Origin of the sequence: Mesorhizobium sp. M2A.F.Ca.ET.046.03.2.1 (genome assembly GCF_003952425.1) — a bacterium.
Taxonomy (GTDB): Bacteria; Pseudomonadota; Alphaproteobacteria; order Rhizobiales; family Rhizobiaceae; genus Mesorhizobium.
This window is the reverse complement of sequence record NZ_CP034449.1, coordinates 6619620-6643142: the sequence shown is the minus strand read 5'-3', so window position 1 is coordinate 6643142 and position 23523 is coordinate 6619620. Positions and strand designations below refer to the sequence as shown.

25 protein-coding genes and 2 pseudogenes are annotated in these 23523 nt (G+C 63.1%); 25 read left to right on the top strand and 2 right to left on the bottom strand.

The genetic code is table 11. From position 1 onward, the window contains the following. The first annotated feature begins 12 nt into the window (after window positions 1–12). The 13 genes and pseudogenes from rpsN (at window position 13) to rplQ (ending at window position 8176) form a co-directional block, all read left to right on the top strand. Window positions 13–318: a 30S ribosomal protein S14 gene (rpsN, locus tag EJ072_RS31695; protein WP_042642199.1), complete on the top strand. Its 306-nt coding sequence runs from the start codon at window positions 13–15 to the stop codon at window positions 316–318. 12 nt (window positions 319–330) lie between these two features. Further along, window positions 331–729 carry a 30S ribosomal protein S8 gene (gene rpsH, locus EJ072_RS31690; RefSeq protein ID WP_042642201.1) on the top strand — a complete coding sequence of 133 codons (399 nt, stop codon included), beginning with the start codon at window positions 331–333 and terminating at the stop codon, window positions 727–729. A 90-nt stretch (window positions 730–819) separates the two neighbouring features. Next, entirely contained in the window at window positions 820–1353 is a 534-nt protein-coding gene (rplF, locus tag EJ072_RS31685) for a 50S ribosomal protein L6 (RefSeq protein ID WP_095818135.1), read from the top strand. Between the two features lie 157 nt (window positions 1354–1510). Beyond that, the gene (rplR, locus tag EJ072_RS31680; protein WP_126082800.1) at window positions 1511–1873 is read left to right on the top strand and encodes a 50S ribosomal protein L18; all 363 of its coding nucleotides are present in this window, start codon (window positions 1511–1513) and stop codon (window positions 1871–1873) included. Window positions 1874–1948: 75 nt separating this feature from the next. Continuing rightward, the gene (gene rpsE / locus EJ072_RS31675; RefSeq protein ID WP_027046810.1) at window positions 1949–2518 is read left to right on the top strand and encodes a 30S ribosomal protein S5; all 570 of its coding nucleotides are present in this window, start codon (window positions 1949–1951) and stop codon (window positions 2516–2518) included. Window positions 2519–2543: 25 nt separating this feature from the next. Next, on the top strand, window positions 2544–2741 hold the full coding sequence (gene rpmD / locus EJ072_RS31670; protein ID WP_027170355.1) for a 50S ribosomal protein L30: 198 nt from the start codon (window positions 2544–2546) through the stop codon (window positions 2739–2741). Between the two features lie 22 nt (window positions 2742–2763). Beyond that, window positions 2764–3237 carry a 50S ribosomal protein L15 gene (gene rplO / locus EJ072_RS31665; RefSeq protein ID WP_126083813.1) on the top strand — a complete coding sequence of 158 codons (474 nt, stop codon included), beginning with the start codon at window positions 2764–2766 and terminating at the stop codon, window positions 3235–3237. Window positions 3238–3494: 257 nt separating this feature from the next. After that, window positions 3495–4835: a preprotein translocase subunit SecY gene (gene secY, locus EJ072_RS31660; protein ID WP_126061028.1), complete on the top strand. Its 1341-nt coding sequence runs from the start codon at window positions 3495–3497 to the stop codon at window positions 4833–4835. After that, window positions 4832–5421: pseudogene (locus EJ072_RS31655) on the top strand (adenylate kinase). Before secY ends, EJ072_RS31655 begins: the two are co-directional and overlap by 4 nt. Before the next feature lie 229 nt (window positions 5422–5650). Then, a complete protein-coding gene (gene rpsM / locus EJ072_RS31650) occupies window positions 5651–6019 on the top strand; it encodes a 30S ribosomal protein S13 (protein ID WP_027170351.1) in 369 nt (122 codons plus the stop codon). 124 nt (window positions 6020–6143) lie between these two features. Next, window positions 6144–6533, top strand: coding sequence for a 30S ribosomal protein S11 (gene rpsK, locus EJ072_RS31645; protein ID WP_006205444.1), 390 nt, complete (start codon window positions 6144–6146; stop codon window positions 6531–6533). Between the two features lie 96 nt (window positions 6534–6629). Further along, window positions 6630–7640 (top strand): DNA-directed RNA polymerase subunit alpha, encoded by a 1011-nt coding sequence (locus EJ072_RS31640; protein ID WP_040994640.1) that lies wholly within the window; start codon window positions 6630–6632, stop codon window positions 7638–7640. 104 nt (window positions 7641–7744) lie between these two features. After that, window positions 7745–8176 carry a 50S ribosomal protein L17 gene (gene rplQ, locus EJ072_RS31635; RefSeq protein ID WP_126082799.1) on the top strand — a complete coding sequence of 144 codons (432 nt, stop codon included), beginning with the start codon at window positions 7745–7747 and terminating at the stop codon, window positions 8174–8176. Window positions 8177–8240: 64 nt separating this feature from the next. Here the strand turns inward: rplQ and EJ072_RS31630 are convergent, their stop codons facing one another. Next, window positions 8241–8666 carry a hypothetical protein gene (locus EJ072_RS31630; RefSeq protein WP_126082798.1) on the bottom strand — a complete coding sequence of 142 codons (426 nt, stop codon included), beginning with the start codon at window positions 8664–8666 and terminating at the stop codon, window positions 8241–8243. 332 nt (window positions 8667–8998) lie between these two features. Here EJ072_RS31630 and EJ072_RS31625 point away from each other — a divergent pair, with 332 nt between their 5' ends. The 11 genes and pseudogenes from EJ072_RS31625 to EJ072_RS31575 all read left to right on the top strand — a co-directional run bounded on the left by EJ072_RS31625 (window position 8999) and on the right by EJ072_RS31575 (window position 21754). Further along, complete coding sequence (locus EJ072_RS31625) at window positions 8999–10486, top strand: DegQ family serine endoprotease (protein WP_126082797.1); 1488 nt, start codon at window positions 8999–9001, stop codon at window positions 10484–10486. A 124-nt stretch (window positions 10487–10610) separates the two neighbouring features. Next, window positions 10611–11921, top strand: a complete 1311-nt coding sequence (locus EJ072_RS31620; protein ID WP_126082796.1) for a replication-associated recombination protein A — start codon at window positions 10611–10613, stop codon at window positions 11919–11921. Between the two features lie 201 nt (window positions 11922–12122). Next, the gene (locus EJ072_RS31615) at window positions 12123–12950 is read left to right on the top strand and encodes an aspartyl/asparaginyl beta-hydroxylase domain-containing protein (RefSeq protein WP_189343136.1); all 828 of its coding nucleotides are present in this window, start codon (window positions 12123–12125) and stop codon (window positions 12948–12950) included. Window positions 12951–13119: 169 nt separating this feature from the next. Beyond that, window positions 13120–14088 carry a helix-turn-helix domain-containing protein gene (locus EJ072_RS31610; RefSeq protein ID WP_126082794.1) on the top strand — a complete coding sequence of 323 codons (969 nt, stop codon included), beginning with the start codon at window positions 13120–13122 and terminating at the stop codon, window positions 14086–14088. 143 nt (window positions 14089–14231) lie between these two features. Beyond that, on the top strand, window positions 14232–15749 hold the full coding sequence (gene adh, locus EJ072_RS31605; RefSeq protein ID WP_126082793.1) for an aldehyde dehydrogenase: 1518 nt from the start codon (window positions 14232–14234) through the stop codon (window positions 15747–15749). A 69-nt stretch (window positions 15750–15818) separates the two neighbouring features. After that, window positions 15819–16184 (top strand): DUF779 domain-containing protein, encoded by a 366-nt coding sequence (locus EJ072_RS31600; protein ID WP_126082792.1) that lies wholly within the window; start codon window positions 15819–15821, stop codon window positions 16182–16184. Window positions 16185–16305: 121 nt separating this feature from the next. Next, window positions 16306–17285: pseudogene (locus tag EJ072_RS31595) on the top strand (RluA family pseudouridine synthase). A 43-nt stretch (window positions 17286–17328) separates the two neighbouring features. Next, window positions 17329–18204 carry a DMT family transporter gene (locus EJ072_RS31590; protein ID WP_126083812.1) on the top strand — a complete coding sequence of 292 codons (876 nt, stop codon included), beginning with the start codon at window positions 17329–17331 and terminating at the stop codon, window positions 18202–18204. A gap of 10 nt (window positions 18205–18214) precedes the next feature. Next, window positions 18215–19006, top strand: a complete 792-nt coding sequence (locus EJ072_RS31585) for an ATP12 family chaperone protein (RefSeq protein ID WP_126082791.1) — start codon at window positions 18215–18217, stop codon at window positions 19004–19006. A 112-nt stretch (window positions 19007–19118) separates the two neighbouring features. Next, window positions 19119–19586, top strand: coding sequence for a cupin domain-containing protein (locus EJ072_RS31580; protein ID WP_126082790.1), 468 nt, complete (start codon window positions 19119–19121; stop codon window positions 19584–19586). Window positions 19587–19864: 278 nt separating this feature from the next. Then, complete coding sequence (locus EJ072_RS31575; protein WP_126082789.1) at window positions 19865–21754, top strand: MFS transporter; 1890 nt, start codon at window positions 19865–19867, stop codon at window positions 21752–21754. Window positions 21755–21833: 79 nt separating this feature from the next. Here the strand turns inward: EJ072_RS31575 and EJ072_RS31570 are convergent, their stop codons facing one another. After that, window positions 21834–22025 carry a DUF2735 domain-containing protein gene (locus EJ072_RS31570; RefSeq protein ID WP_126082788.1) on the bottom strand — a complete coding sequence of 64 codons (192 nt, stop codon included), beginning with the start codon at window positions 22023–22025 and terminating at the stop codon, window positions 21834–21836. A gap of 309 nt (window positions 22026–22334) precedes the next feature. Here EJ072_RS31570 and EJ072_RS31565 point away from each other — a divergent pair, with 309 nt between their 5' ends. Beyond that, window positions 22335–23372 carry a glutamine synthetase beta-grasp domain-containing protein gene (locus tag EJ072_RS31565; protein WP_126082787.1) on the top strand — a complete coding sequence of 346 codons (1038 nt, stop codon included), beginning with the start codon at window positions 22335–22337 and terminating at the stop codon, window positions 23370–23372. Window positions 23373–23523: the final 151 nt, after the last annotated feature.

Below are 23523 nucleotides of genomic sequence, written 5' to 3'. Positions count from 1 at the left end.
GAAAAATCTGAAATGGCAAAGACCAGCTCAGTCGAGAAGAACAACCGGCGCCGCAAGCTCGCCGACCAGTACGCCGCCAAGCGCACGGCGCTCAAGGCCATCATCATGGATCAGTCCAAGCCGATGGAAGAGCGTTTCCGCGCCCAGTTGAAGCTGTCGGCGCTGCCGCGCAACTCGGCCAAGATCCGCATCCGCAACCGTTGCGAAGTCACGGGGCGTCCGCGTGCCTACTATCGCAAGCTGAAGCTTTCGCGTATCGCGCTTCGCGATCTGGGCAACACCGGCCAGATCCCGGGCCTGGTCAAGTCGAGCTGGTAAGGAGACACTGAGATGTCATTGAGCGATCCTCTCGGCGATATGCTGACCCGCATCCGCAACGCCTATGGCCGCAAGAAGTCGAGCGTCTCGACCCCGGCCTCGCGTCTGCGCGCCCGCGTCCTCGAAGTGTTGAAGTCGGAAGGCTATATCCGCGACTACAGCCAGACCGATTTCGAAAACGGCAAGTCCGAAATCGAGATCGAGCTGAAGTATTTCGACGGCGCTCCGGTCGTGCGCGAAATCGAGCGCGTCTCGAAGCCCGGCCGCCGCGTCTATGTCTCGGCTAAGTCGATCCCGCAGGTCGCAAACGGCCTCGGCATCGCCATCCTTTCGACGCCGAAGGGCGTCATGGCCGACCATGAGGCGCGCGAGCAGAATGTCGGCGGCGAGATCCTCTGCCAGATCTTCTGATCGGCCAAGAGATTGATGAATGGGCTTCGGTTCTCGGGATCGCGCCCGGGAACTGGAACCTGAAACCAAAGAAGTGACGAGGACAACAAAATGTCTCGTATCGGAAAGAAACCCGTTTCGCTGCCGCAGGGCGTGACCGCCTCCGTCAACGGCCAGACCGTGACGGCGAAGGGCCCGAAGGGCGAGCTGAAGTTCGTGGTGAACGACGAAGTGCTGGTCAAGATGGAGAACAACGAGATCTCCGTCGAGCCGCGCGACCAGACCAAGAACGCCCGCTCCAAGTGGGGCATGTCGCGCACGCAGATCGTCAACATCCTGCAGGGCGTGAAGGACGGCTTCGAGAAGAAGCTCGAGATCACCGGCGTCGGCTATCGTGCGGCGTTGCAGGGCAAGAACCTGCAACTCGCGCTTGGCTTCAGCCACGACGTCGTCTACGAGACGCCGCAGGGCATCACCATCACGGTGCCGAAGCCGACCGAGATCACGGTCTCGGGCATCGACAAGCAGCAGGTCGGCCAGGTCGCCGCCGAGATCCGCGAGTATCGCGGTCCGGAGCCGTACAAGGGCAAGGGCGTGCGCTATGCCGACGAGCGCATCGTGCGCAAGGAAGGCAAGAAGAAGTAATAGGCTTGGCCCGAACCGAAGGTCAGCGCAGCAAAAAGTCGCGGACTTTTCGGACGGGGCCAGGCTTGAGAAGTGTAACGCCGCGGGGAGCGGTCGCGGGAGGCCTGGCCTACCGCACAGGGTTGCCCCCGTCTACTGAAGGCAAGGAACTGAAAATATGCCCAGCCCCAAGGAAACCATTCAGCGCCGCGCGCAGCGTGTCCGCCGCCAACTGAAGAGGGTCGCCGGCGCACGTCCGCGTCTGTCGGTGCACCGCACCTCGAAGAACATCTACGTCCAGGTCATCGACGACGCCAACGGCCACACGCTGGCCGCCGCCTCGACGCTCGAGAAGGACCTCAAGGGTTCGCTCAAGACCGGCGCCGACACCGCCGCCGCCGCGGCCGTCGGCAAGCTGATCGCCGAGCGCGCTTCGAAGGCCGGCGTCAAGGAAGTCGTCTTCGATCGTGGCCCGTACATCTATCATGGCCGCGTCAAGGCGCTGGCCGAAGCTGCCCGCGAAGGCGGCCTCAGCTTCTAATTTCGCCGCTGATGACCCAAAGGCGGCATCGGCAAACAGCAACCCGTGCTTCCGGAAAAGAACAAGGACTAGGATATGGCACAGGAACGTAGAGAAGGCGGCCGCGGCCGCGAGCGTGAACGCGAAGAGCGTGACGACGGCATGGTGGACAAGCTCGTCCACATCAACCGCGTCGCCAAGGTGGTGAAGGGCGGCCGTCGTTTCGGCTTTGCCGCTCTCGTCGTCGTCGGCGACCAGAAGGGCCGCGTCGGCTTCGGCCACGGCAAGGCGCGCGAAGTGCCGGAAGCCATCCGCAAGGCGACCGAGTCGGCTAAGCGCGACATGATCTTCGTGCCGCTGCGTTCGGGCCGCACGCTGCATCACGACGTCGAGGGCCGCTGGGGCGCCGGACGCGTTCTGTTGCGCGCCGCCAAGCAGGGTACCGGCATCATCGCCGGCGGTCCGATGCGCGCCGTCTTCGAGACGCTCGGCATGCATGACGTGGTCGCCAAGTCGATGGGTTCGTCGAACCCCTACAACATGGTTCGCGCCACCTTCGACGCGCTGAAGAGCCAGATGCATCCGAAGGATGTGGCTGCCGCGCGCGGCATCAAGTACTCGACCCTTCAGGCCCGCCGCGGCACCGCCGTTGCGGCTGAAGAATAGTCGACGCTGACCAGGGATTTCGACCATGGCCAAGAAAGCTACCAAGACCATCACCGTCGAGCAGATCGGCTCCCCGATCCGCCGGCCGAAGGAGCAGCGTGCCACGCTGGTCGGCCTCGGCCTGAACAAGATGCACAAGCGGCGCACGCTGGAAGATACCCCTTCCGTGCGCGGCATGATCGCCGCCGTCCAGCACCTCGTCCGCGTCGTGGACGAGGCCTGAACGGAAGCGCAGGAGAAGAATGATGAAACTCAACGATCTGCGTGACAAGGACGGCGCCACGCATTCCAGGAAGCGCCTCGGTCGCGGCATCGGCTCCGGCTCGGGCAAGACCGCCGGTCGCGGCGTCAAGGGTCAGAAGGCCCGTTCGGGCGTTGCCATTAACGGCTTCGAGGGTGGCCAGATGCCGCTCTATCGTCGCCTGCCGAAGCGCGGCTTCAACAACCTGTTCGGCAAGAGCTTCGCGGTGGTGTCGCTGGCCAAGATCCAAGCGGCGATCGACGCCAAGAAGCTCGACGCCAAGGCGGCTGTGACGGCCGAGGCCCTGGTCGCCGCCGGCGTCATCCGCCGCGCCAAGGACGGCGTGCGCGTGCTGTCCGACGGCGAGCTCAAGGCCAAGCTCTCCTTCGACGTCGCTGGCGCCTCCAAGGCCGCGATCGAGAAGATCGAGAAGGCCGGCGGTTCGGTGAAGCTGCCGGAAGCGGCCGCCGCCGAGTAACGGCGATTTGAAGCACGGCCGACCGGGATGACTTCGCATTTTCCCTCGAACCGCGCTTTGACCAGATGAATTGGGCGGCCGCGTCAACGCGGCCGCTTGCATGTTTAAGGTCCGGAGCTTATCTCGTGAGCTTCGGTGACACGCGCCGCCTGAGCTGGGGGCGTCGAGCGTGACACGGAAATCAATGAAGTAGAGCAGGATGTTGTCCGAAAACCGCTCCACACTTTTCGGCATCATGCTCTAGCGGAGAATCAGGCATGGCTTCGGCTGCTGAACAACTAGCCTCCAATCTGAATTTCGCGGCCTTCGCCAAGGCCGAGGATCTCAAGAAGCGCATCTGGTTCACCATCGGCGCGCTGCTCGTCTACCGCCTCGGCACCTACATCCCGCTTCCCGGCATCAACCCCGACGCTTTCGCCCAGGCCTTCTCCTCGCAGAGCAAGGGCGTGCTCGGCATGTTCAACATGTTCGCCGGCGGCGCCGTGCAGCGCATGGCGATCTTCGCGCTGGGCATCATGCCCTACATCTCCGCCTCCATCATCATGCAGCTGATGACCTCAGTCATCCCCTCGCTGGAAGCGCTGAAGAAGGAAGGCGAGCAGGGCCGCAAGATCATCAACCAGTACACGCGCTACGGCACCGTGCTCCTGGCGCTGATCCAGGCCTACGGCATTTCGATCGGTCTCGAGGGCGGCAACGGCATCGTCAACGATCCCGGCATGTTCTTCCGCATCTCGACCGTCGTCACGCTGGTCGGCGGCACGATGTTCCTGATGTGGCTCGGCGAGCAGATCACCGCGCGCGGCATCGGCAACGGCATTTCGCTGATCATCTTCTCCGGCATCGTCGCCGGCCTGCCGCGGGCGATCTCCGGCACGCTGGAGCTCGGCCGCACTGGCGCGCTGTCGACCGGCCTCATCCTCGCGATCATCGTGCTGGCCATCATCGTCATCGCGCTCATCGTCTTCTTCGAGCGCGCGCAGCGCCGCCTGCTCATCCAGTATCCGAAGCGCCAGGTCGGCAACCGCATGTTCCAGGGCGACACCTCGCATCTGCCGCTGAAGCTCAACACCTCGGGCGTCATCCCGCCGATCTTCGCGTCCTCGCTGCTGCTTTTGCCGGCAACCGTCGCGGGCTTCTCGCAGGCGACCAACCTGCCGGCCTGGGCAAGCACGATCCTCGCCTCGCTCGGCCACGGCCAGCCGCTCTACATGATCTTCTATGCGGGCATGATCGTCTTCTTCGCCTTCTTCTACACGGCGATCGTTTTCAATCCGAAGGACACGGCCGACCAGCTCAAGAAGCATTCCGGCTTCATCCCGGGTTATCGTCCAGGCGAACGCACCGCCGAATATATCGACTATGTTCTGACGCGTATCACCGTTATCGGCGCCATCTACCTGGTGCTGGTCTGTCTGCTGCCGGAATTCCTGATTTCGGCGACTGGCGTACCTTTCTACCTCGGTGGCACATCGCTTCTGATCGTGGTCAGTGTCACGCTCGACACGGTGGCGCAGATTCAGGGTCACCTGATCGCGCACCAGTATGAGGGCCTGATCAAGAAGTCGAAGTTGCGCGGGGGGAAGAGGAGCAGATGAGGCTGATATTGCTTGGGCCGCCGGGGCGGGCAAGGGGACGCAAGCACAAAGACTGGTAGAACAACACGGCATCCCACAGCTCTCGACGGGGGACATGCTGCGTGCTGCCGTTCAGGCCGGAACCGAGGTCGGCAAGCGTGCCAAGGCGGTGATGGATGCCGGCGAGCTGGTCTCCGACGCGATCGTCAACGCCATCGTCGCCGAGCGCATCGATCAGCCGGACTGCGCCAGGGGTTTCATTCTCGACGGCTATCCGCGCACGCTGGTCCAGGCGGATGCGGTCGACGCCATGCTTGCCGAACGCGGCATCGCGCTCGACACCGTCATCGAGCTTGTCGTCGACGACAAGGCGCTGGTCGGACGAATCGTCAAGCGCGCCGAGGATGCCAAGGTCGCCGGCCAGCCTGTTCGTAAGGACGACAACCCGGCGGTGTTCGAGGAACGCCTGCGCGAATATTACAAGAAGACGGCGCCGCTGACCGGCTACTACTACGCCAAAGGCAAGCTCAAGACCGTCGATGGCATGGCCAGTATCGATGCCGTGACCGACGAGATCGGCAAGGTGCTCGCGGCCGCGGCGAAGTGAGCCGGACCGGCAATTGAAGATTGCGCTTGGCGACAATTGAAGATTGCGCTTGACTGAAGTGGGTCGTTGGGGTATGGCGGCCCGTCTTCCTATCAGGCATGGACTTTGCTTGCCCTTGCGGGCAAGGCGTCCGCTTTGAACCAGGAAACTCCCGCAAGGGCCGGCCTCCACCGGACGCGGGGTAACTTGAACGCCGGCTCGTCCGGCCTACATGGAGAAAGAGAAGAAAATGGCTCGTATAGCCGGCGTCAACATTCCGACCAACAAGCGCGTCGTCATTGCGCTTCAGTACATTCACGGCATCGGCAAGAAGTTTGCCCAGGAGATCGTCGACAAGGTCGGCATCCCGGCGGACCGCCGCGTCAACCAGCTGACCGACGCGGAAGTGCTGCAGATTCGCGAGACGATCGACCGCGACTACCAGGTCGAAGGCGACCTGCGCCGCGAAGTCTCGATGAACATCAAGCGGCTCATGGACCTCGGCTGCTACCGCGGCCTGCGTCACCGCCGCTCGCTGCCGGTCCGCGGCCAGCGCACGCACACCAATGCGCGCACCCGCAAGGGCCCGGCCAAGGCGATCGCCGGCAAGAAGAAGTAATTGGGCGAATAGCGAGTAGTCATTAGCGAGTAGGACTCTATTCGCTACTCACTATTCCCTACTCGCTTCTCAAGGTGGAGCCGCTGGCATTACGGCGGTGTAGAGATCAACTGAAAGGACTACCATGGCCAAGGAAGCCGCTCGTGTTCGCCGTCGCGAACGCAAGAACATCTCGTCGGGCGTTGCCCACGTCAATTCGACCTTCAACAACACCATGATCACCATCACCGACGCGCAGGGCAATTCGATTGCCTGGTCGTCAGCCGGTGCGCAAGGGTTCAAGGGTTCGCGCAAGTCGACCCCGTTCGCCGCCCAGATGGCTGCCGAGGACGTCGCCAAGAAAGCGCAGGAACACGGCATGCGCATGCTCGAGGTCGAGGTCTGCGGACCCGGCTCCGGTCGTGAATCGGCCCTTCGCGCGCTGCAGGCGGCCGGCTTCACCATTACCTCGATCCGCGACGTGACGCCGATCCCGCACAATGGCTGCCGTCCGCGCAAGAAGCGCCGCGTCTGATTTTAAGCGCCGCGCGAACGCCACGGCGTTCCTCCGCGGTTTTCCGTGTCGCCCGCCACGATTGGATGGTGGCGGGGCAAAGGAAGGAAGACATTTATGATCCAGAAAAACTGGCAGGAACTGATCAAGCCGAACAAGATCGAGTTCTCGTCGAAGAAGAAGACGCTGACCACGCTGGTGGCCGAGCCGCTCGAACGCGGCTTTGGCCTGACGCTGGGCAACGCGCTGCGGCGCGTGCTTCTGTCTTCGCTGCGCGGCGCGGCTGTCACCGCCGTGCAGATCGACGGCGTACTGCATGAATTCTCGTCCATCGCCGGCGTGCGCGAGGACGTGACCGACATCGTGCTCAACATCAAGGAAATCGCCATCCGCATGGAAGGCGATGGTCCCAAGCGCATGGTCGTGCGCAAGCAGGGCCCGGGCGCCGTGCTCGCCGGCGACATCCAGACCGTCGGCGACGTCGAGATCCTCAACCCCGACCACGTCATCTGCACGCTGGACGAGGGCGCCGAGATCCGCATGGAGTTCACCGTCGACACCGGCAAGGGCTATGTGCCCGCCGAGCGCAACCGCGCCGAGGACGCGCCGATCGGCCTGATCCCGGTCGACTCGCTCTACTCGCCGGTCAAGAAGGTCTCCTACAAGGTCGAGAACACCCGCGAGGGCCAGGTGCTCGACTATGACAAGCTGACCATGACCATCGAGACCAACGGCTCGATCTCGGGCGAGGACGCGGTCGCCTTCGCCGCCCGCATCCTGCAGGACCAGCTCGCGCTGTTCGTCAACTTCGACGAGCCGCAGAAGGAAGTCGCGACCGAAGCCGTCACCGAGCTCGCCTTCAACCCGGCGCTGCTCAAGAAGGTCGACGAACTCGAACTTTCGGTGCGTTCGGCCAACTGCCTGAAGAACGACAACATCGTCTATATCGGCGACCTGATCCAGAAGACCGAAGCCGAGATGCTGCGCACCCCGAACTTCGGCCGCAAGTCGCTGAACGAGATCAAGGAAGTGCTGGCGGCCATGGGCCTCCATCTCGGCATGGAAGTGCCGGACTGGCCGCCGGAAAACATCGAAGACCTCGCAAAGCGTTACGAAGACCAGTATTGAGCATGAATTCCAAGGATCGGCGGCGCGAGCCGCTCGATCCGACGGTCATGCGGAAAACCATCAGAGGCCGTGGCCTCTTGAACAACTGAAGAAGGAAAAGAGCCATGCGCCACGGTTTCAAAGGCCGTCGTTTCGCCCGCAGCATCAGCCATCGTAAGTCGATGTTCGCCAACCTCGCCGTGTCTCTGATCGAGCACGAGCAGATCGTCACCACCCTGCCGAAGGCGAAGGACCTGCGTCCGATCGTCGAGAAGCTCGTCACGCTCGGCAAGCGCGGCGACCTGCACGCCCGCCGCCAGGTGATCGCGCAGATCGGCAATGAAGGCGTCGTCAAGCGCCTGTTCGAGACCCTCGCCCCGCGCTACGCCACCCGCAATGGCGGCTACCTGCGCATCATGAAGGCAGGCTTCCGCAAGGGCGACAACGCTGCCATGGCGGTCATCGAATTCGTCGACCGCGACACCTCGGCCAAGGGCGCCGCCGACCGCGCCCGCCTCGAGGCCGAGGGCGCTAATGAGGAAGCCGCGGCCGCCTGAGGCACGGATACTCCGAGAAAGCGTTCAAGGGGCCTTCGGGCCCCTTTGTACTTTTGCCTGCAACCTATCGAACCAGGTTCAGGTAGTCCTGGCCAGCCAGGCACTGCCAATTGAACACCCCGGGCAGCTCTTTGGGGGCCTTCCGCGGATAGGAGTAGATGCTGTCAACCTTGGTTCGGGAGTCGATATTCCGGACAAGTTGCAGCACGGTCGAACTGTTCAAATATTCAATCACGTCGCGATTGCCGATGAAAGACGTGTCGACCTGGAAATGAATCTGGATGCCGCCGGCACAAACGTTCAGCAGGATGTCGTCGCTTAGCGCCGCGTAGTAGACGGAAGCCTGCGTGGGATCCCACAGGCCTGCTGCAAGGAATTCGGACGGCCTCGTTGCGCCGCTGAATCCATCTAGCGACACCTTCAGCTGTTTGGTCAAAGGTTCAAATTCACCCTCGAGTTGCGATGCCCCTTCGATCTGAAACCAATTCATCGAGTGGGGTGCGATGCTGTCGAAGGAAATCTCCAGGTTGCCGAAGAACCAGTAGACCGGAATCGGGTCACCTTCGCTGATATTCCATCCGTCGGGTGACCCGAGCCTGTGCTATCTCGATAAGCCTCATGTCGGGCGACACCGGTCCCAAGACACCGGTCGCCAGGAAATCGGGGAAGGAAGCGAGCTGCTTTTTCATGAAACGGACAACAGTACCAGATTGCGGATACAGCTATAGCCGGTTACTGGCTGAAAATAATTCGATTTCATCGCCTTAGCCTTTCATTCTGCACAATCGTCGGGACAATGGCGCCCGATCTGGAGGATTCGGAATGCACCTCAAACGACTGTTTCTTGTTGCTGCGCTGGCTCTATTCGCCGCGGCACCGGCCGCAAGACAGGCTTTTGCCGAGGATGCCGCTAAGCCGGCCGATCCAGGCCTCTCCGACGTGCTGACCGATCTGTTGCATGGCGTTGAAGGAGAGAACGGCACGTCCGGCCCCGACAAGCGCGTGCCGTTCGGCCGCGAGGAGGTGCAGCTTTCCTTCGCGCCGCTGGTCAAGCAGACCGCACCCGCCGTCGTCAACGTCTATGCCTCGCAGACCGCCAAGATGACGTCGCCTTTCGAGGGCGATCCCTTCTTCGAGGAATTCTTCGGCCGCGCCCAGCCGCGCGCGCAGTCTTCGCTGGGCTCGGGCGTGCTGGTCGATCCGAGCGGCGTCATCGTCACCAATTTCCATGTCATCAAGGACGCCGATGAGGTGAAGGTCGCGACAGCCGACGGGCGCGAGTTCACCTCCAAGGTTATGCTCAGGGACGAGACGCTCGATCTCGCCGTGCTCAAGATTTCGGCCGACAAGCCGTTCCCAGTGATCGCCATCGGCGATTCCGACGCGCTGGAGGTCGGCGACCTGGTACTCGCCATCGGCAACCCGTTCGGCGTCGGCCAGACCACCACCAGCGGCATTGTCTCGGCGCTTGCCCGCAGCCATATCGGCGTTTCGGATTCGGGTTATTTCATCCAGACCGATGCGGCCATCAATCCCGGCAATTCCGGCGGCGCGCTGATCAACATGGGCGGCCAGCTGGTCGGCATCAACACGGCCATCTACAGCCGCAGCGGCGGCTCGATCGGCATCGGCTTCGCCATTCCCTCGAATATGGTGCGCGCCTTTGCCGACGCCGCCAAGGCCGGGCTCGACTTCTTCGAGCGGCCCTATATCGGCGCTGAATTCGAACTGGTGACGCCGCAGATCGCCGAATCGCTCGGCATGGAGAAGCCGACCGGCGCATTGGTTTCATCGGTCGAGGGCTCCGGCCCCGCCGGCAAGGCCGGCCTGAAGCCGGGCGACGTCATCCTGTCGCTCAACAACACGCCGGTCGAAAGCATCGAGGCGCTCGACTATCGCATGGCGACGCTGTCGATCGGCACCAAGGCGACCTTCGTCGTGCTGAGCAAGGGCCAGCAGGCGACGCTGGAAATCCCGCTGGAGCGCGCGCCGGAAGGCGCCAAGCCCAGCGAGGTCACCTTGCGCGGCCGCAGTCCCTTCGCCGGCGCCAAGGTCGCGGAGCTGTCGCCCAGGCTTGCCCAGCGGCTTGGCCTTCGCACCGATCTCAAGGGCGTCACCGTCATCGATATCAGCCGCGATTCGCCAGCCGCCGATTTCGGCTTCCAGCCGGGCGATATCGTGCGCGAGGTCAACGGCACCAGCATCGATACCGCGGCGACGCTGGCGCAAATTGCCCAGCAGGACACGCGCTGGTGGCGCTTTACCGTCGAGCGCGGCGGGCAGATACTGCGCCAGGTGTTGCGTTATTGAGGCGGTCTGCCCATTTAGAGCATGATCCCGAACTGACGGTCCGCTTGGCAGAAAGCGGGAACCGGTGTTCGGACAAGATTATGCTCTCAAAGGAGCGGGATCGCGTTTCAACCAAAAGACTTGCATGGCCGATCTGTTCAGTTCCGATGAACCGGAGAAAGCGCCGCCCGGGCGGCCGCTGGCCGACCGGTTGCGCCCCCAAAACCTCGGCGAGGTCGTCGGCCAGGAGCATCTGACCGGCCCCGACGGCGCGCTGACCAGGCTGATCGATTCCGGCTCGCTCGGCTCCATGATCTTCTGGGGTCCGCCCGGCACCGGCAAGACGACGGTGGCGCGGCTGCTGGCAGGCGAGACCGATCTCGCCTTCGAGCAGATCTCGGCGGTATTTTCCGGCGTCGCGGACCTCAAGAAGGTGTTCGAGGCGGCGAAACTCAGGCGCGCCAACGGCCGCCAGACGCTGCTCTTCGTCGACGAGATCCATCGTTTCAACCGCGCCCAGCAGGACGGCTTTCTTCCGGTGATGGAAGACGGCACCGTGGTGCTGGTCGGCGCCACCACGGAGAACCCGTCCTTCGAGCTGAATGCGGCGCTTCTGTCGCGAGCGCGCGTGCTTGTGTTCCGTTCGCTGGGCGAGGAAAGCATCGCCAAGCTTCTGGCGCGGGCGGAAGAAACCGAGGGCAGGGCGCTGCCGCTTGACGACGAGGCGCGCGCGATGCTGGTCCGCATGGCGGACGGCGACGGCCGCGCCTCGCTGACGCTGGCCGAGGAAGTCTGGCGCGCCGCCAAGAAAGGCGAAGTGTTCGGCCCGGAGGGCCTGCAGCGCGTCATCCAGCGCCGCGCGCCGATCTACGACAAGGGCCAGGACGGCCATTACAACCTGATCTCGGCGCTGCATAAATCGGTACGGGGCTCCGATCCGGATGCCGCCCTTTATTACCTCGCCCGCATGTTCGATGCCGGCGAGGATCCGCTCTATCTCGGCCGCCGGCTGGTGCGCATGGCGGTGGAGGATATCGGGCTCGCCGATCCGCAGGCGCTTGTCGTCGCCAACGCGGCCAAGGACGCCTATGACTATCTTGGCTCGCCCGAGGGCGAGCTCGCCTTCGCTCAAGCCACCGTCTATCTCGCCACCGCGCCGAAATCGAACGCTGTCTATACCGCCTTCAAGGCGGCGACCGCGGCGGCCAAGGAGTTCGGCTCGCTGCTGCCGCCCAAGCACATCCTCAATGCGCCGACCAAGCTGATGAAGCAGGAGGACTACGGCGCCGGCTATCGCTACGACCACGACGAGCCGGATGCGTTTTCAGGCCAGGACTATTTTCCGGAGAAGATGGGCCGGCACACTTTTTACGATCCGCCGGAACGCGGGTTCGAGCGCGACATCCGCAAGCGGCTGGAATACTGGGCGAAGCTGCGCGGCGAACGGAACGGCTGAGTTGCGCGGCCCGTCGGTCGGCGCGCTCGGAACCTGTCGGCTGAGCGTTGAGTGGAATTGTAATATTATGTTGACCGGCTGACGGGTCCGCGCGACGGCATTGTGCCGGGAAACAAAAAATCCTATCAAGACGCACGGCTGGCGGGGGTCGCCGTGATTTTGTCCCATGGAACAGGATCGCGCCTTCCCGCGCGAATGGCAATGAAAAAGCAAACCGTCAAGTCGCTCCGCAAGGCCGCCATCGCGGTCGTGGTTCTCGCGCTCGTCTTCTACTTCATCCCGATCCTGACCGCGATCTGGGTCGTCTGCGGCCTGATCGACGTCATGCGCAACGATCAGAAGAACCGAAACCTGTTCGAGCGCTACTTCCTCGGCAACGGCCTGTTCACCTGGCTGCTGTCGCCGTTCAACCTGATTGTCGACCTTCTCTGCTACCGCAACCCCGGCGTCTGGAAGCCCGAGCAGTTCCCTGAAGACTATCAGCGCGAGATCAACGAGGTCCTGGGTGTCTTCAAGGCCCGCAAGGACGAGATCATCGCCGACATCGACGCCAATTTCGGCGCCGGCCGGCGCGGCATGTACGTCTATCAGTGGTACGGCAAGCACAAGATCGACAACGTTCCCGAATTCAACAAGGACTACAAATACATCAAGACGATCGCCGTATCCGTTTTCAGCAAGCGCGAATCCACGTCCTGGCATTTCGGTCCGCTCCGCCTCAGCCTGCGCATCCTCTACAATCTGATCCCGGTGCAGGCGGAGATCTTCGTCCAGTGCGGCAGCAAGAAGAACTACTGGTACGACAACCCTCTGTTCATCTTCGACGACACGCTGTTCCACCGCTCGGTCAACGAATATGACGGCCGCCGCTACTGCGTCTTCGTCGACATCATCAGGCCGTCTCCGTTCCCAAAACTGATCGCGGGCCTTCTCGCCATCGTCTCGGTCAGCGTGGAGCGCATCAATTCGGTCTTCTACAAGAACTGGAAGATGATCGGCTCGTCTAAACCTAAGGCCACCGCCAACTGATCTGGCGCCTCTTCAATCTCCTGGCTCGGCCTGCTCGGCCGGGCCTCGATGCTCTTAAACCAACGTCCTATAGCGCCGATCCGCTGCAACCGTTACAACTCTTCCATCGGATATATCCACAAGGATATAACGACGGGCGGAAGGAGGTCCGCTCGCTGGGAGGATAGGTTTGAGCGGGCGGCAAGCAGCCGGTCATGCGGATTTCGTCCAGGCTTCGATCGCCAGAAGCGATGCGGCCCATTCGGCGTTGGTCGCCTCGTGGCGGCGTTCCCTTCAACTGCATCACCTCGATCCGGCCGAGCGCAAGGCGCCAAGGCGGCTGACCGAAGCCGAATTGCGGCAGGCCCGGCAGCGCATGGAGCGGATGATTCGCGCGGCCGAAGGAAGCCTCAACCGGCTCTATCAGGCGGTCGGCGGTGTCGGTTGCTGCGTGATGCTGGCCGACCGCGACGGCATCCCCGTCGAGCGCCGCGGCGCGGTCGCCGACGACGAGACCTTCGACGAATGGGGCCTGTGGACCGGCACGGTCTGGAGAGAAGACAGTGAGGGAACCAACGGCATCGGCACCTGTCTTGCCGATCAGCGGCCGCTCACCATCCATCGCGACCAGCATTTCTTTTCGCGCAACACGCTGATGAGCTGCACCACGGCTCCCGTCTTTGACCATGAAGGCAACCTGGCGGCCGCGCTCGACGTATCGTCCTGCCGCTCCGACCTCACGGAAGGCTTCGTCCAGCTTATCTCGGTCGCGGTGGGCGATGCCGCGCGCCGTATCGAGGCCGAGAATTTCCGTATGGTTTGTTCCAATGCCCGCATCCTGCTTGCGCCGGTTGCCGAGCGCAGCGCCGGCGCGCTGATCGCCGTCGACGCCGACGACCTTGTGATCGGCGCGACACGCTCGGCGCGGCTTGCTCTCGGCATAACGTCGGAAGGCCTGGCCAAGGGCCTGCTCGCCGCGGACATCCTCGGGGACCCGGCCAGGGCCCGGGAGGACCTCGACGATGCCGAGCGCAGCGTGCTGCAGCGCGCGATGGCGCGCACCGGCGGCAATGTCTCGGCAGCGGCGCAGAGCCTCGGCATCTCGCGCGCGACGCTGCATCGCAAGCTCGCCCGTTTCAGCATCCGCCGGCCGCATTGATTTACGCAACCTGACCTGTCGCAGTTCTGCGACACTCGGCGGCCGCGATCCGTTTGCCTGGGGATGACAGGCCGAAGAGCATCCGCAAGTGTCTCCAGCGACGCGCCACATTCCGTGACGCCGTTTTTGCTGGGAGGCAGACAATGAACAAGGTTGAGTTCTCACGCGCGGCCAAGGTCCCCTTCGCCAAGCGCTATGACAACTTCATCGGCGGCCGCTGGGTCGCCCCGCATGCTGGAAGATACTTCGACAACATCTCGCCGGTGACCGGCCGGCCGCTTTGCGAGATCGCAAGGTCCGACGCACAGGACGTCGAAGCCGCGCTCGACGCCGCGCACAAGGCGAAGGATGCCTGGGGCAAGACCAGTCCGGCGGCCCGCGCCTTGATCCTCAATCGCATTGCGGACCGCATGGAAGACAATCTCGACCTGCTGGCGCTCGCCGAAACGTGGGACAACGGCAAGCCGATCCGCGAGACGACGGCGGCGGACCTGCCTCTGGCCATCGACCACTTCCGCTATTTCGCAGGCGTCCTTCGCAGCCAGGAGGGCAGCCTTTCCGAGATCGACCATGACACGGTCGCCTATCATTTCCATGAGCCGCTGGGTGTCGTCGGCCAGATCATTCCTTGGAACTTCCCGTTGCTGATGGCCTGCTGGAAGCTGGCGCCCGCGCTCGCCGCCGGCAATTGCGTGGTGCTGAAGCCGGCCGAGCAGACGCCTGCCACCATCATGCTGTGGGCCGACCTTATCGGCGATCTTTTGCCTGAAGGCGTGCTCAACATCGTCAACGGCTTCGGCCTCGAGGCCGGCAAGCCGCTGGCATCGTCGAACCGCATCGCCAAGATCGCCTTCACCGGCGAGACGACGACCGGCCGCCTGATCATGCAGTATGCCTCGCAGAACCTCATCCCGGTGACGCTGGAACTCGGCGGCAAGTCGCCCAACATCTTCTTCCAGGACGTCGTTGCCGAGGATGACGATTTCTTCGACAAGGCGATCGAGGGCTTCGTCATGTTCGCGCTCAACCAGGGCGAGGTCTGCACGTGCCCGAGCCGCGCGCTGGTGCATGAGAAGATCTACGACAAGTTCATGGAGCGCGCGCTGAAGCGCGTCGAGGCGATTGTGCAGGGCGATCCGCTCGATCCGGCCACCATGATTGGCGCGCAGGCTTCGAGCGAGCAGCTGGCAAAGATCCTCTCCTACTTCGATATCGGTCGCCAGGAGGGAGCCCAGGTGCTGACCGGCGGCGAGCAGAACCACCTGCCGGGCGACCTGGCCGGCGGCTATTACGTGAAGCCGACGGTCTTCAAGGGTCACAACAAGATGCGCATCTTCCAGGAAGAAATCTTCGGGCCGGTGGTGTCGGTGACGACCTTCAAGGACGACGACGAGGCGCTGTCGATCGCCAACGACACGCTGTACGGCCTCGGCGCCGGCATCTGGAGCCGCGACGCGAACCGCTGCTACCGCTTCGGCCGCGCGATCCAGGCAGGCCGCGTCTGGACCAACTGCTATCACGCCTATCCGGCGCATGCCGCCTTCGGCGGCTACAAGCAGTCCGGCATCGGCCGCGAGACGCACAAGATGATGCTCGACCACTACCAGCAGACCAAGAACATGCTGGTCAGCTACAGCCCGAAGAAGCTCGGCTTCTTCTGATCCTCCCAGGGCGAAGGGGAAGGGAGGGCGCCGCGGACGGCGCCCTCCCTTCGACATAGGAGGATTGCCATGGACAGGGCTTCATTGGGCAAAGTCTCGGCCACGGCGACGGCCAAGGCGCTGCTGGCCGAAATCATCGCCGACCACGGGCCGGTGCTCTTTCACCAGTCCGGCGGCTGCTGCGACGGATCCTCGCCGATGTGCTATGCGCGCGGCGAGTTCATGATCGGCGACAATGACGTCAAGCTCGGCGAGATCGGCGACACGCCGGTCTATATCAGCGCCTCGCAATATGAAGTTTGGAAGCACACCGACCTGATCATCGACGTGGTGAAGGGCAGGGGCGGCATGTTCTCGCTCGACAATGGCCGCGAGAAGCGCTTCCTGACGCGCTCGACGGTCTGCGCGGTATCGCCGTCATCTTCCGCCGACTGAGCGAGCAGACCAGCCCGCCATCGGCCGCGATTGGGGTAATCGTCGCGCTTTGTTGGGTCTTTGGCTCGCAACCTGTTCGCCTTAGTGCTATGGCGCCGCTTTCAAACGGAAAAGCGTATCCATGGCAGGTGTAGAACAGATCACGGTGGAGGCCGGCGAGGCGGGCATGCGGCTCGACCGCTGGTTCAAGGTCCATTATCCGGGCCTAGGCTTTGGCCACCTGCAGAAGCTGTTGCGCTCGGGCCAGATCCGCATCGACGGCGGCAGGGCGAAGGCGGACACGCGCGTAGAGCCTGGCCAGACGGTGCGTATACCGCCGCTCGACATCGACAAGAAAGGCGATGCGCCGCTTACCGGCCACTCGATCCGCAACCAGGGCGATGCCGACGTGCTCGCCAAGATGCTTCTGCACGAGGATCCGAAGGTCTTCGTCTTCAACAAGCCGGCCGGCCTAGCGGTGCAGGGCGGCTCGGGCGTCACCCGCAATGTCGACGACATGCTGGAGGCCTGGCGCAACCAGAAGGGCGAGAAGCCGCGCCTCGTCCACCGCCTCGACCGCGACACCTCCGGCGTGCTGGTGGTTGCCCGCACGCGTCTTGCCGCGATGAAGCTCTCGGAGGCGTTCCGGGCGCGAGAGACCAAGAAGACCTACTGGGCGCTGGTCAAGGGCGTGCCGCCCAAGCGCGAGGATAAGATCTCGACCTGGCTGGTCAAGGAGGCGACACCGGATGGTGACCGCGTGCGCATCGCCAAGCATGGCGAGAAGGGCGCCGACCATGCCGTTTCCTACTATCGCGTCGTCGAGCAGGCGGCGCAGTCGCTGTCCTGGCTGGAGATGGAGCCCTATACCGGCCGCACGCACCAGCTGCGCGTCCACGCCGCCCATATCGGCTGCCCGATCATCGGCGACCCGAAATATTTCGAGGCCGATACCAACTGGGAATTCCCGGGGGCATCCAGAACCGCCTGCATCTGCACGCCCGCCGCATCGTCATCCCGCATCCGGACCAGGGCGTCATCGATGTGACGGCGCCGATGCCGCCCCATATGCGCCAGAGCTGGAACCTGCTCGGCTTCGACGAACAGAGCGCGGAGGACTAGATTGACCGTTGCGCCCGCACTGGATCGCCGCGACGCGGTCGACATGGCGGCAGCGGCCATCATGGTCGGGCTGACCTTCTCGTGGGGACTGAACTACGTCGCGGCCAAGATCTCCTACGCAGGCTACGACCCTGTCTTCGTCTCGATCGCACGTTCGCTCATCGGGGGAGCCTGCGTGCTTGGCTGGTGCCGGCTGCGCGGCATCAACCTGTTCGAAGCGGATGGGACGCTGGCCGCCGGCGTCGTCGTCGGCGTGTTTTTCGGCATCGAGTTCCTGTGCCTCTATATCGGCCTCGAATACACGACCGTCGCCCGCAACACGCTGCTGGTCAACACCATGCCGTTCTGGGTGCTGATCGGCGGTCATTTCCTGCTCGGCGAGCGCATCAACGCGCGCAAGCTCGGTGGGCTTGTCCTGGCCTTCTGCGGCCTGGTGGCCGTGTTCTCGGACGGCATTGTCGCGGGCAGCGACACGACCCTTCTGGGGGATCTGCTCAGCCTTGGTTCCGGCGTCCTGTGGGCGGCGACCAGCATCGTCATCAAGCGCTCGAAACTGGTGGCGACCAGCGCCGAGAAACTGCTGCTCTACCAACTGGCCGGCGCGGCGATAGTCGGTGTCCTGGTGATGCCCTTGGCCGGCCCGCCCATTCGCGCGGTTGCAACCTTGCCGACGTTGGCGCTGCTCTTCCAGTCTTTCTATATCGTCGCCTTCACCTATGTATTGTGGTTCTGGCTGCTTCGGCGCTACCCCGCGTCCGGTCTGTCGAGCTTCGCCTTCCTGTCGCCGGTGTTCGGCGTCTTGTGCGGCGCGGTGGTCCTTGGTGAAGCGCCGACGACCAGGATATTCCTGGCTCTGGCCCTGATCGCCGCCGGTCTCATCATCGTCAACCGGCCGGCGCGCAGGCAGCCAACAGTTTAGGGAGTTCGACATGCGCGACATCCTCGAAGACCTCGAAGCCGGAAAACTGCTTTCCGATCCCGATCCCGTGCGCCGCGCCCAGATCCAGATGAAGACGCCGCTGCCGAAGCGTTTCTACAAGGCGGTTTCGGTTGTCCCGGTGGAAAACGGCTTTACCGTTCATCTCGACGGCCGTCCGGTGCGCACGCCGGGCAAGGCCGTGATGGTGCTGCCAACCGAAAGGGCTGCGGCACTCGTGGCCGACGAATTCAGCGCCCAGGGCGAGGTCATCGATCCCGTGACCATGCCGGTCATGCGCCTTGTCAACACCGCCATAGACGGTGTCGTCTCCGATCCGCAGGCGGTGCTGGAGGATGTGCTGCGCTTCGCTTCGTCAGATCTGCTTTGCTACCGTGCCGACGGTCCGCAAGGCCTGGTCGATCGTCAGAACAAGCTGTGGGATCCGGTGCTGGACTGGGCACGCGGCAGCCTCGGCGCGCGCTTCAATCTTGCCGAAGGCGTCATCCATGTCGAGCAGCCGCGCGAAGCCATCGCCATCCTTGGCGCGCATCTTGGCCAACGCTCGGAGCCGATGCGGCTGGCCGCCATCCATGTTATGACGGCGCTGACCGGCTCGGCGCTGCTGGCGCTGGCCGTGGATTTCGGCGAGTTGGACGCCGAGGAAGCTTGGGCAGCGGCCCATGTCGACGAGGACTGGCAGATCGAGCACTGGGGCCAGGACGCGGAGGCAGTCGCGCGCCGCTCGGCCCGCAAACGCGACATGCTGGCGGCGGTCAGCCTGCTTGAGGCACTGAAGGCCTAGAAGCCAGAAATGGGCGCAGGGGTTTTTCGTGCGGAATGCTGCTCTGCCACCAATGGCTGAACCAGCAATCGATCCCATGCTATTGTTCCCCACTCAACCAGTGGGGGCGGTCATGTCGGACTTTCAGAAAGCAGTTATCTCCACGCCGGGCAGCGAGCGCCTCGCCAAAGCGCCACATGGTGCGAAGGTAGTCGTCCATGCCACTGCCGCCGAGACCAACGGCGCATTCGGAATGTGGGAAACTTTCACTCTCCCTGGGAAAGGCCCGACCCCCTCACACTCACACGCGCGAGACAGAGGTTTTTTAGGGTGGTTTGCGGGACTTATCGTTTTCCAGTGCGGTGACGAAGAATTCGATGCCCCTCCAGGCACTGTCGTCGTTCTGCCCCCTTACGTGCGTCACAGCTGGCGCAACATTGGCGACGAGCCCGGGCAGATGTTCGCAATAGTAACGCCGGGCGGCTTCGAGCAACTCTTCATGGAGATAGAGGCGTCTGGTGCCGCCTCGCCCGACGAGATAGCAATGATTGAAGCCCGTCTTGGGATAATCAACGACGAGACGTTGGCGCTCGATCGTTAAGGCTACGGCGTACGCTTCACGTGGATACTGAGAAAAACGCTCCTTTCAAAGAGGATGTGCGTCGGATTGGTTGCCTAACGCTGGAAATGAACCGCTCCCGGCACTGCGCCGCTCCCGCACCGCACCTAATACCAAAGTCATAATCCCATCGTCGCGGTGCCTTTCGGCCGTCATTTCTGTCATTTTTTGCTTTGTTGGCTGCGTTTTTGAGTCTGCGTTCGGAGGAGTGCGGCGCGCAGCCATCGAGGACAGACGGGATCTCACGGGAGGATATTCAAATGGCAATGGCATCGGCCGCCGGCGGAACCAGCCGCGGTATGACGCGGGAGGAGAAGAAAGTCATCTTCGCCTCATCGCTCGGCACCGTTTTCGAATGGTACGATTTCTATCTCTACGGTTCGCTGGCCGCCTTCATCGGCTCGACCTTCTTCAGCCCGGCGATCCCGGAGGCGACGCGCAACATCTTCGCGCTGCTGGCCTTTGCCGCCGGCTTCCTGGTGCGCCCGTTCGGCGCGCTCGTGTTCGGCCGCATCGGTGATCTCGTCGGCCGCAAATACACCTTCCTCGTCACCATGACGATCATGGGCCTGTCGACCTTCCTGGTCGGCCTGCTGCCCGGTTATGCGAGCTGGGGCATCGCGGCTCCGGTGATCCTGATCGGACTGCGCATGCTGCAGGGCCTCGCGCTCGGGGGCGAATATGGCGGCGCCGCGACCTATGTCGCCGAGCATGCGCCCGACGATCGCCGTGGTTACTACACCTCATGGATCCAGACCACGGCGACGCTCGGTCTGTTCCTGTCGCTCATCGTCATCCTGATCGTGCAGGCCTCGCTCAGCAAGGAAACCTATGCAAGCTGGGGCTGGCGCATTCCCTTCATCGTTTCCTTCCTGCTGCTCGCCGTTTCGGTCTGGATTCGGCTGTCGCTGTCGGAGTCGCCGACCTTCCAGCGTATGAAGGACGAGGGTAAGGGCTCCAAGGCGCCGCTGACGGAGGCGTTCGGCCAGTGGAAGAACGCCAAGATCGCCCTTCTGGCGCTGCTTGGCCTCACCGCCGGCCAGGCCGTGATCTGGTACAACGGCCAGTTCTACGCTCTCTTCTTCCTCACCAACGTGCTGAAGGTCGACGCCCAGTCGGTCAACATCATGATCGCCATCGCGCTTGCCATCGGCTCGATCTTCTTCGTCGTGTTCGGCTGGCTGTCCGACAAGATCGGCCGCAAGCCGATCATCATGGCCGGACTGGCCTTGGGCATCGTCTGCACCTTCCCGCTGTTCAAGGCGTTGACCTCGGCCGCCAACCCGGCTCTGGCCACCGCCCAGCAGAACACCCGCGCGACGGTGACGGCGGCTCCCGGCGACTGCAGGTTCCAGTTCAACCCGGTCGGCACCGCGAAGTTCACGACATCCTGCGATATCGCGACCTCGTTCTTGACCAAGAACTCGGTGCCATACGACGTCGTCACGACGGCCGCGCCTGGAACTGCGGCTACGGTCAAGATCGGCAACGAGACGGTGGAGTCTTATGATGCCGTTGCCGCCGGCGATCAGGCCAAGGCCAAGGAGGGGGTCTTCCAGAAGGCGGTGAACATGGCGCTGAAGGACGGCGGCTATCCGCTGAAGCGCGCCGCGGCCAAGGTGGCGGACCAGAAGCTCGACGCCTTCATCGCGGCCAATCCGGAACTGAAGCTCGATGCAGCCACGATCCGCGGCGGCGAGAAGGCCACCGTTCCGGCCGAGCAGGCGATCGCCGACAAGGTCCTGACCAAGGACGAGGCGGCCGGTGCGACGGAAGTCACGGTCTACACCATACCGGGCGGCGGCGCGTTCGCCATGTTCGCCGATCCGGCGGCCATCAACTGGCCGATGACGATCGGCATCCTGTTCATCCTGGTGCTGTTCGTGACCATGGTCTATGGGCCGATCGCCGCGATCCTGGTCGAGATGTTCCCGACCCGCATCCGCTACACCGGCATGTCGTTGCCTTACCATATCGGCAACGGCTGGTTCGGCGGCCTGCTGCCCGCGACCGTGTTCGCGCTCAGCGCCTACAAGGGCGATATCTACTACGGTCTCTGGTACCCGGTGATCATCGCGGCGATGTCGCTGATCATCGGCATGATCTTCGTCAGGGATACGCTCGGCACCGACTTGCACGCCAAGGACTGACCTCGGTCATCTGCTCCAAAAGAAAGCCCGGCGCGAGCGATCGCGCCGGGCTTTTTCGTCCATAAAACCTAAGGGGCGATCAGCTCTTGCGCTGATTTTCTTCCTCGACGGCTGCTTCGTGATACCAGCCGTCAAAGTCGGCGTGCTCGCCGCGAAGCGTCGCAAGCTCTGCCGCGAATTTCGCCTTGGCGCCTAAATTTGAGGCAGACTTGCGCCCTGCCAGCGGGAACATCAGGATTTTTGCCGACGGACGCGGTTGCATGACCTGCATTGGCGACCTCCTTGCTTGTCTTGAGGCTTGCCGATTAAACTTAGCAAGCAAGATAGGTTCTGCGATTCGTTTAGGCAATATGCCTACAAAAAGATCAATATTTGCCAATTATTTATGCAGAAATCTCGATTGAGCGATCAGAGCGCATTATTGAGGCGGCTGAGCAAAATCCACGTGTTGGCGCGACCATTTTGCCGCACCCGCCGACGGCGGAGTGGCATACGAATTGCTTTTTAACCATCGGCAGGCCGGCAAGCCCGGCCATGCGTTGACGTCGCTTGCGGCGTCCTAGCAACGAGAGGCACTGGAATGACCAAATACAAGCTCGAGTATATCTGGCTCGACGGATATGTCCCGACCCCCAGCCTGCGCGGCAAGACCCAGATCAAGGAGTTTGCCGAGTTCCCGACGCTCGAGCAGCTGCCGCTGTGGGGTTTCGACGGCTCGTCCACCAACCAGGCCGAGGGCCACAGCTCCGACTGCGTGCTGAAGCCGGTCGACGTTTATCCGGATCCGGCCCGCACCAATGGCGTGCTGGTCATGTGCGAAGTCATGATGCCCGATGGCGTGACCCCGCATGTCTCCAACAAGCGCGCCACCATCCTCGACGACGAGGGCGCCTGGTTCGGCTTCGAGCAGGAGTATTTCTTCTATAAGGACGGCCGTCCGCTCGGCTTCCCCGAGAGCGGCTATCCGGCGCCGCAGGGCCCGTACTACACCGGCGTCGGCTACAAGAATGTCGGTGATGTCGCCCGCACGATCGTCGAGGAGCATCTCGACCTCTGCCTCGCCGCCGGCATCAACCATGAAGGCATCAACGCCGAAGTGGCGAAGGGCCAGTGGGAATTCCAGATCTTCGGCAAGGGCTCCAAGAAGGCCGCCGACCAGATGTGGATGGCTCGCTACCTGCTCCTGCGTCTGACCGAGAAATACGGCATCGACATCGAGTTCCACTGCAAGCCGCTGGGTGATACCGACTGGAACGGCTCGGGCATGCATGCCAACTTCTCGACCGCCTATATGCGCGAAGTCGGCGGCAAGGCCTATTTCGAGGCGCTGATGGCGCAGTTCGACAAGAACCTGATGGATCACATCGCTGTCTACGGTCCGGACAACGACAAGCGCCTGACCGGCAAGCACGAGACCGCGCCGTGGAACAAATTCTCCTACGGCGTCGCCGACCGCGGCGCCTCGATCCGCGTTCCGCACTCCTTCGTCAAGAACGACTACAAGGGCTATCTGGAAGATCGCCGCCCGAACTCGCAGGGCGACCCCTACCAGATCGCTTCGCAGATCCTGAAGACGATCTCGCAGGTTTCGACCGACGCCGTTTCGGCCGCCGCCTGATCATCCAGGCGCGGGCCTCGCCTGCGCCGCGTAAGTTTCAATTGTCGAAAGCCCTGGCGTTCTTCGCCGGGGCTTTTTGCATGCAAACAACCGGCGGGAATGTTTCGCCTGCCGCCGCCGTCAACGGCAGCAACGCCAGGCGATTGAGCGC

Coding starts and splice junctions, on each gene's coding strand:
- adh (WP_126082793.1), top strand. CDS start 14,232: ATGAACAAGGTTGAGTTCTCACGCGCGGCCAAGGTCCCCTTCGCCAAG.
- rplF (WP_095818135.1), top strand. CDS start 820: ATGTCTCGTATCGGAAAGAAACCCGTTTCGCTGCCGCAGGGCGTGACC.
- secY (WP_126061028.1), top strand. CDS start 3,495: ATGGCTTCGGCTGCTGAACAACTAGCCTCCAATCTGAATTTCGCGGCC.
- EJ072_RS31620 (WP_126082796.1), top strand. CDS start 10,611: ATGGCCGATCTGTTCAGTTCCGATGAACCGGAGAAAGCGCCGCCCGGG.
- rpmD (WP_027170355.1), top strand. CDS start 2,544: ATGGCCAAGAAAGCTACCAAGACCATCACCGTCGAGCAGATCGGCTCC.
- rplQ (WP_126082799.1), top strand. CDS start 7,745: ATGCGCCACGGTTTCAAAGGCCGTCGTTTCGCCCGCAGCATCAGCCAT.
- rplO (WP_126083813.1), top strand. CDS start 2,764: ATGAAACTCAACGATCTGCGTGACAAGGACGGCGCCACGCATTCCAGG.
- EJ072_RS31570 (WP_126082788.1), bottom strand. CDS start 22,025: ATGCAGGTCATGCAACCGCGTCCGTCGGCAAAAATCCTGATGTTCCCG.
- rpsN (WP_042642199.1), top strand. CDS start 13: ATGGCAAAGACCAGCTCAGTCGAGAAGAACAACCGGCGCCGCAAGCTC.
- EJ072_RS31640 (WP_040994640.1), top strand. CDS start 6,630: ATGATCCAGAAAAACTGGCAGGAACTGATCAAGCCGAACAAGATCGAG.
- rpsK (WP_006205444.1), top strand. CDS start 6,144: ATGGCCAAGGAAGCCGCTCGTGTTCGCCGTCGCGAACGCAAGAACATC.
- EJ072_RS31575 (WP_126082789.1), top strand. CDS start 19,865: ATGGCAATGGCATCGGCCGCCGGCGGAACCAGCCGCGGTATGACGCGG.
- rplR (WP_126082800.1), top strand. CDS start 1,511: ATGCCCAGCCCCAAGGAAACCATTCAGCGCCGCGCGCAGCGTGTCCGC.
- EJ072_RS31585 (WP_126082791.1), top strand. CDS start 18,215: ATGCGCGACATCCTCGAAGACCTCGAAGCCGGAAAACTGCTTTCCGAT.
- rpsH (WP_042642201.1), top strand. CDS start 331: ATGTCATTGAGCGATCCTCTCGGCGATATGCTGACCCGCATCCGCAAC.
- EJ072_RS31565 (WP_126082787.1), top strand. CDS start 22,335: ATGACCAAATACAAGCTCGAGTATATCTGGCTCGACGGATATGTCCCG.
- EJ072_RS31600 (WP_126082792.1), top strand. CDS start 15,819: ATGGACAGGGCTTCATTGGGCAAAGTCTCGGCCACGGCGACGGCCAAG.
- EJ072_RS31630 (WP_126082798.1), bottom strand. CDS start 8,666: ATGAATTGGTTTCAGATCGAAGGGGCATCGCAACTCGAGGGTGAATTT.
- EJ072_RS31615 (WP_189343136.1), top strand. CDS start 12,123: ATGAAAAAGCAAACCGTCAAGTCGCTCCGCAAGGCCGCCATCGCGGTC.
- EJ072_RS31590 (WP_126083812.1), top strand. CDS start 17,329: ATGGCGGCAGCGGCCATCATGGTCGGGCTGACCTTCTCGTGGGGACTG.
- rpsE (WP_027046810.1), top strand. CDS start 1,949: ATGGCACAGGAACGTAGAGAAGGCGGCCGCGGCCGCGAGCGTGAACGC.
- EJ072_RS31625 (WP_126082797.1), top strand. CDS start 8,999: ATGCACCTCAAACGACTGTTTCTTGTTGCTGCGCTGGCTCTATTCGCC.
- EJ072_RS31580 (WP_126082790.1), top strand. CDS start 19,119: ATGTCGGACTTTCAGAAAGCAGTTATCTCCACGCCGGGCAGCGAGCGC.
- rpsM (WP_027170351.1), top strand. CDS start 5,651: ATGGCTCGTATAGCCGGCGTCAACATTCCGACCAACAAGCGCGTCGTC.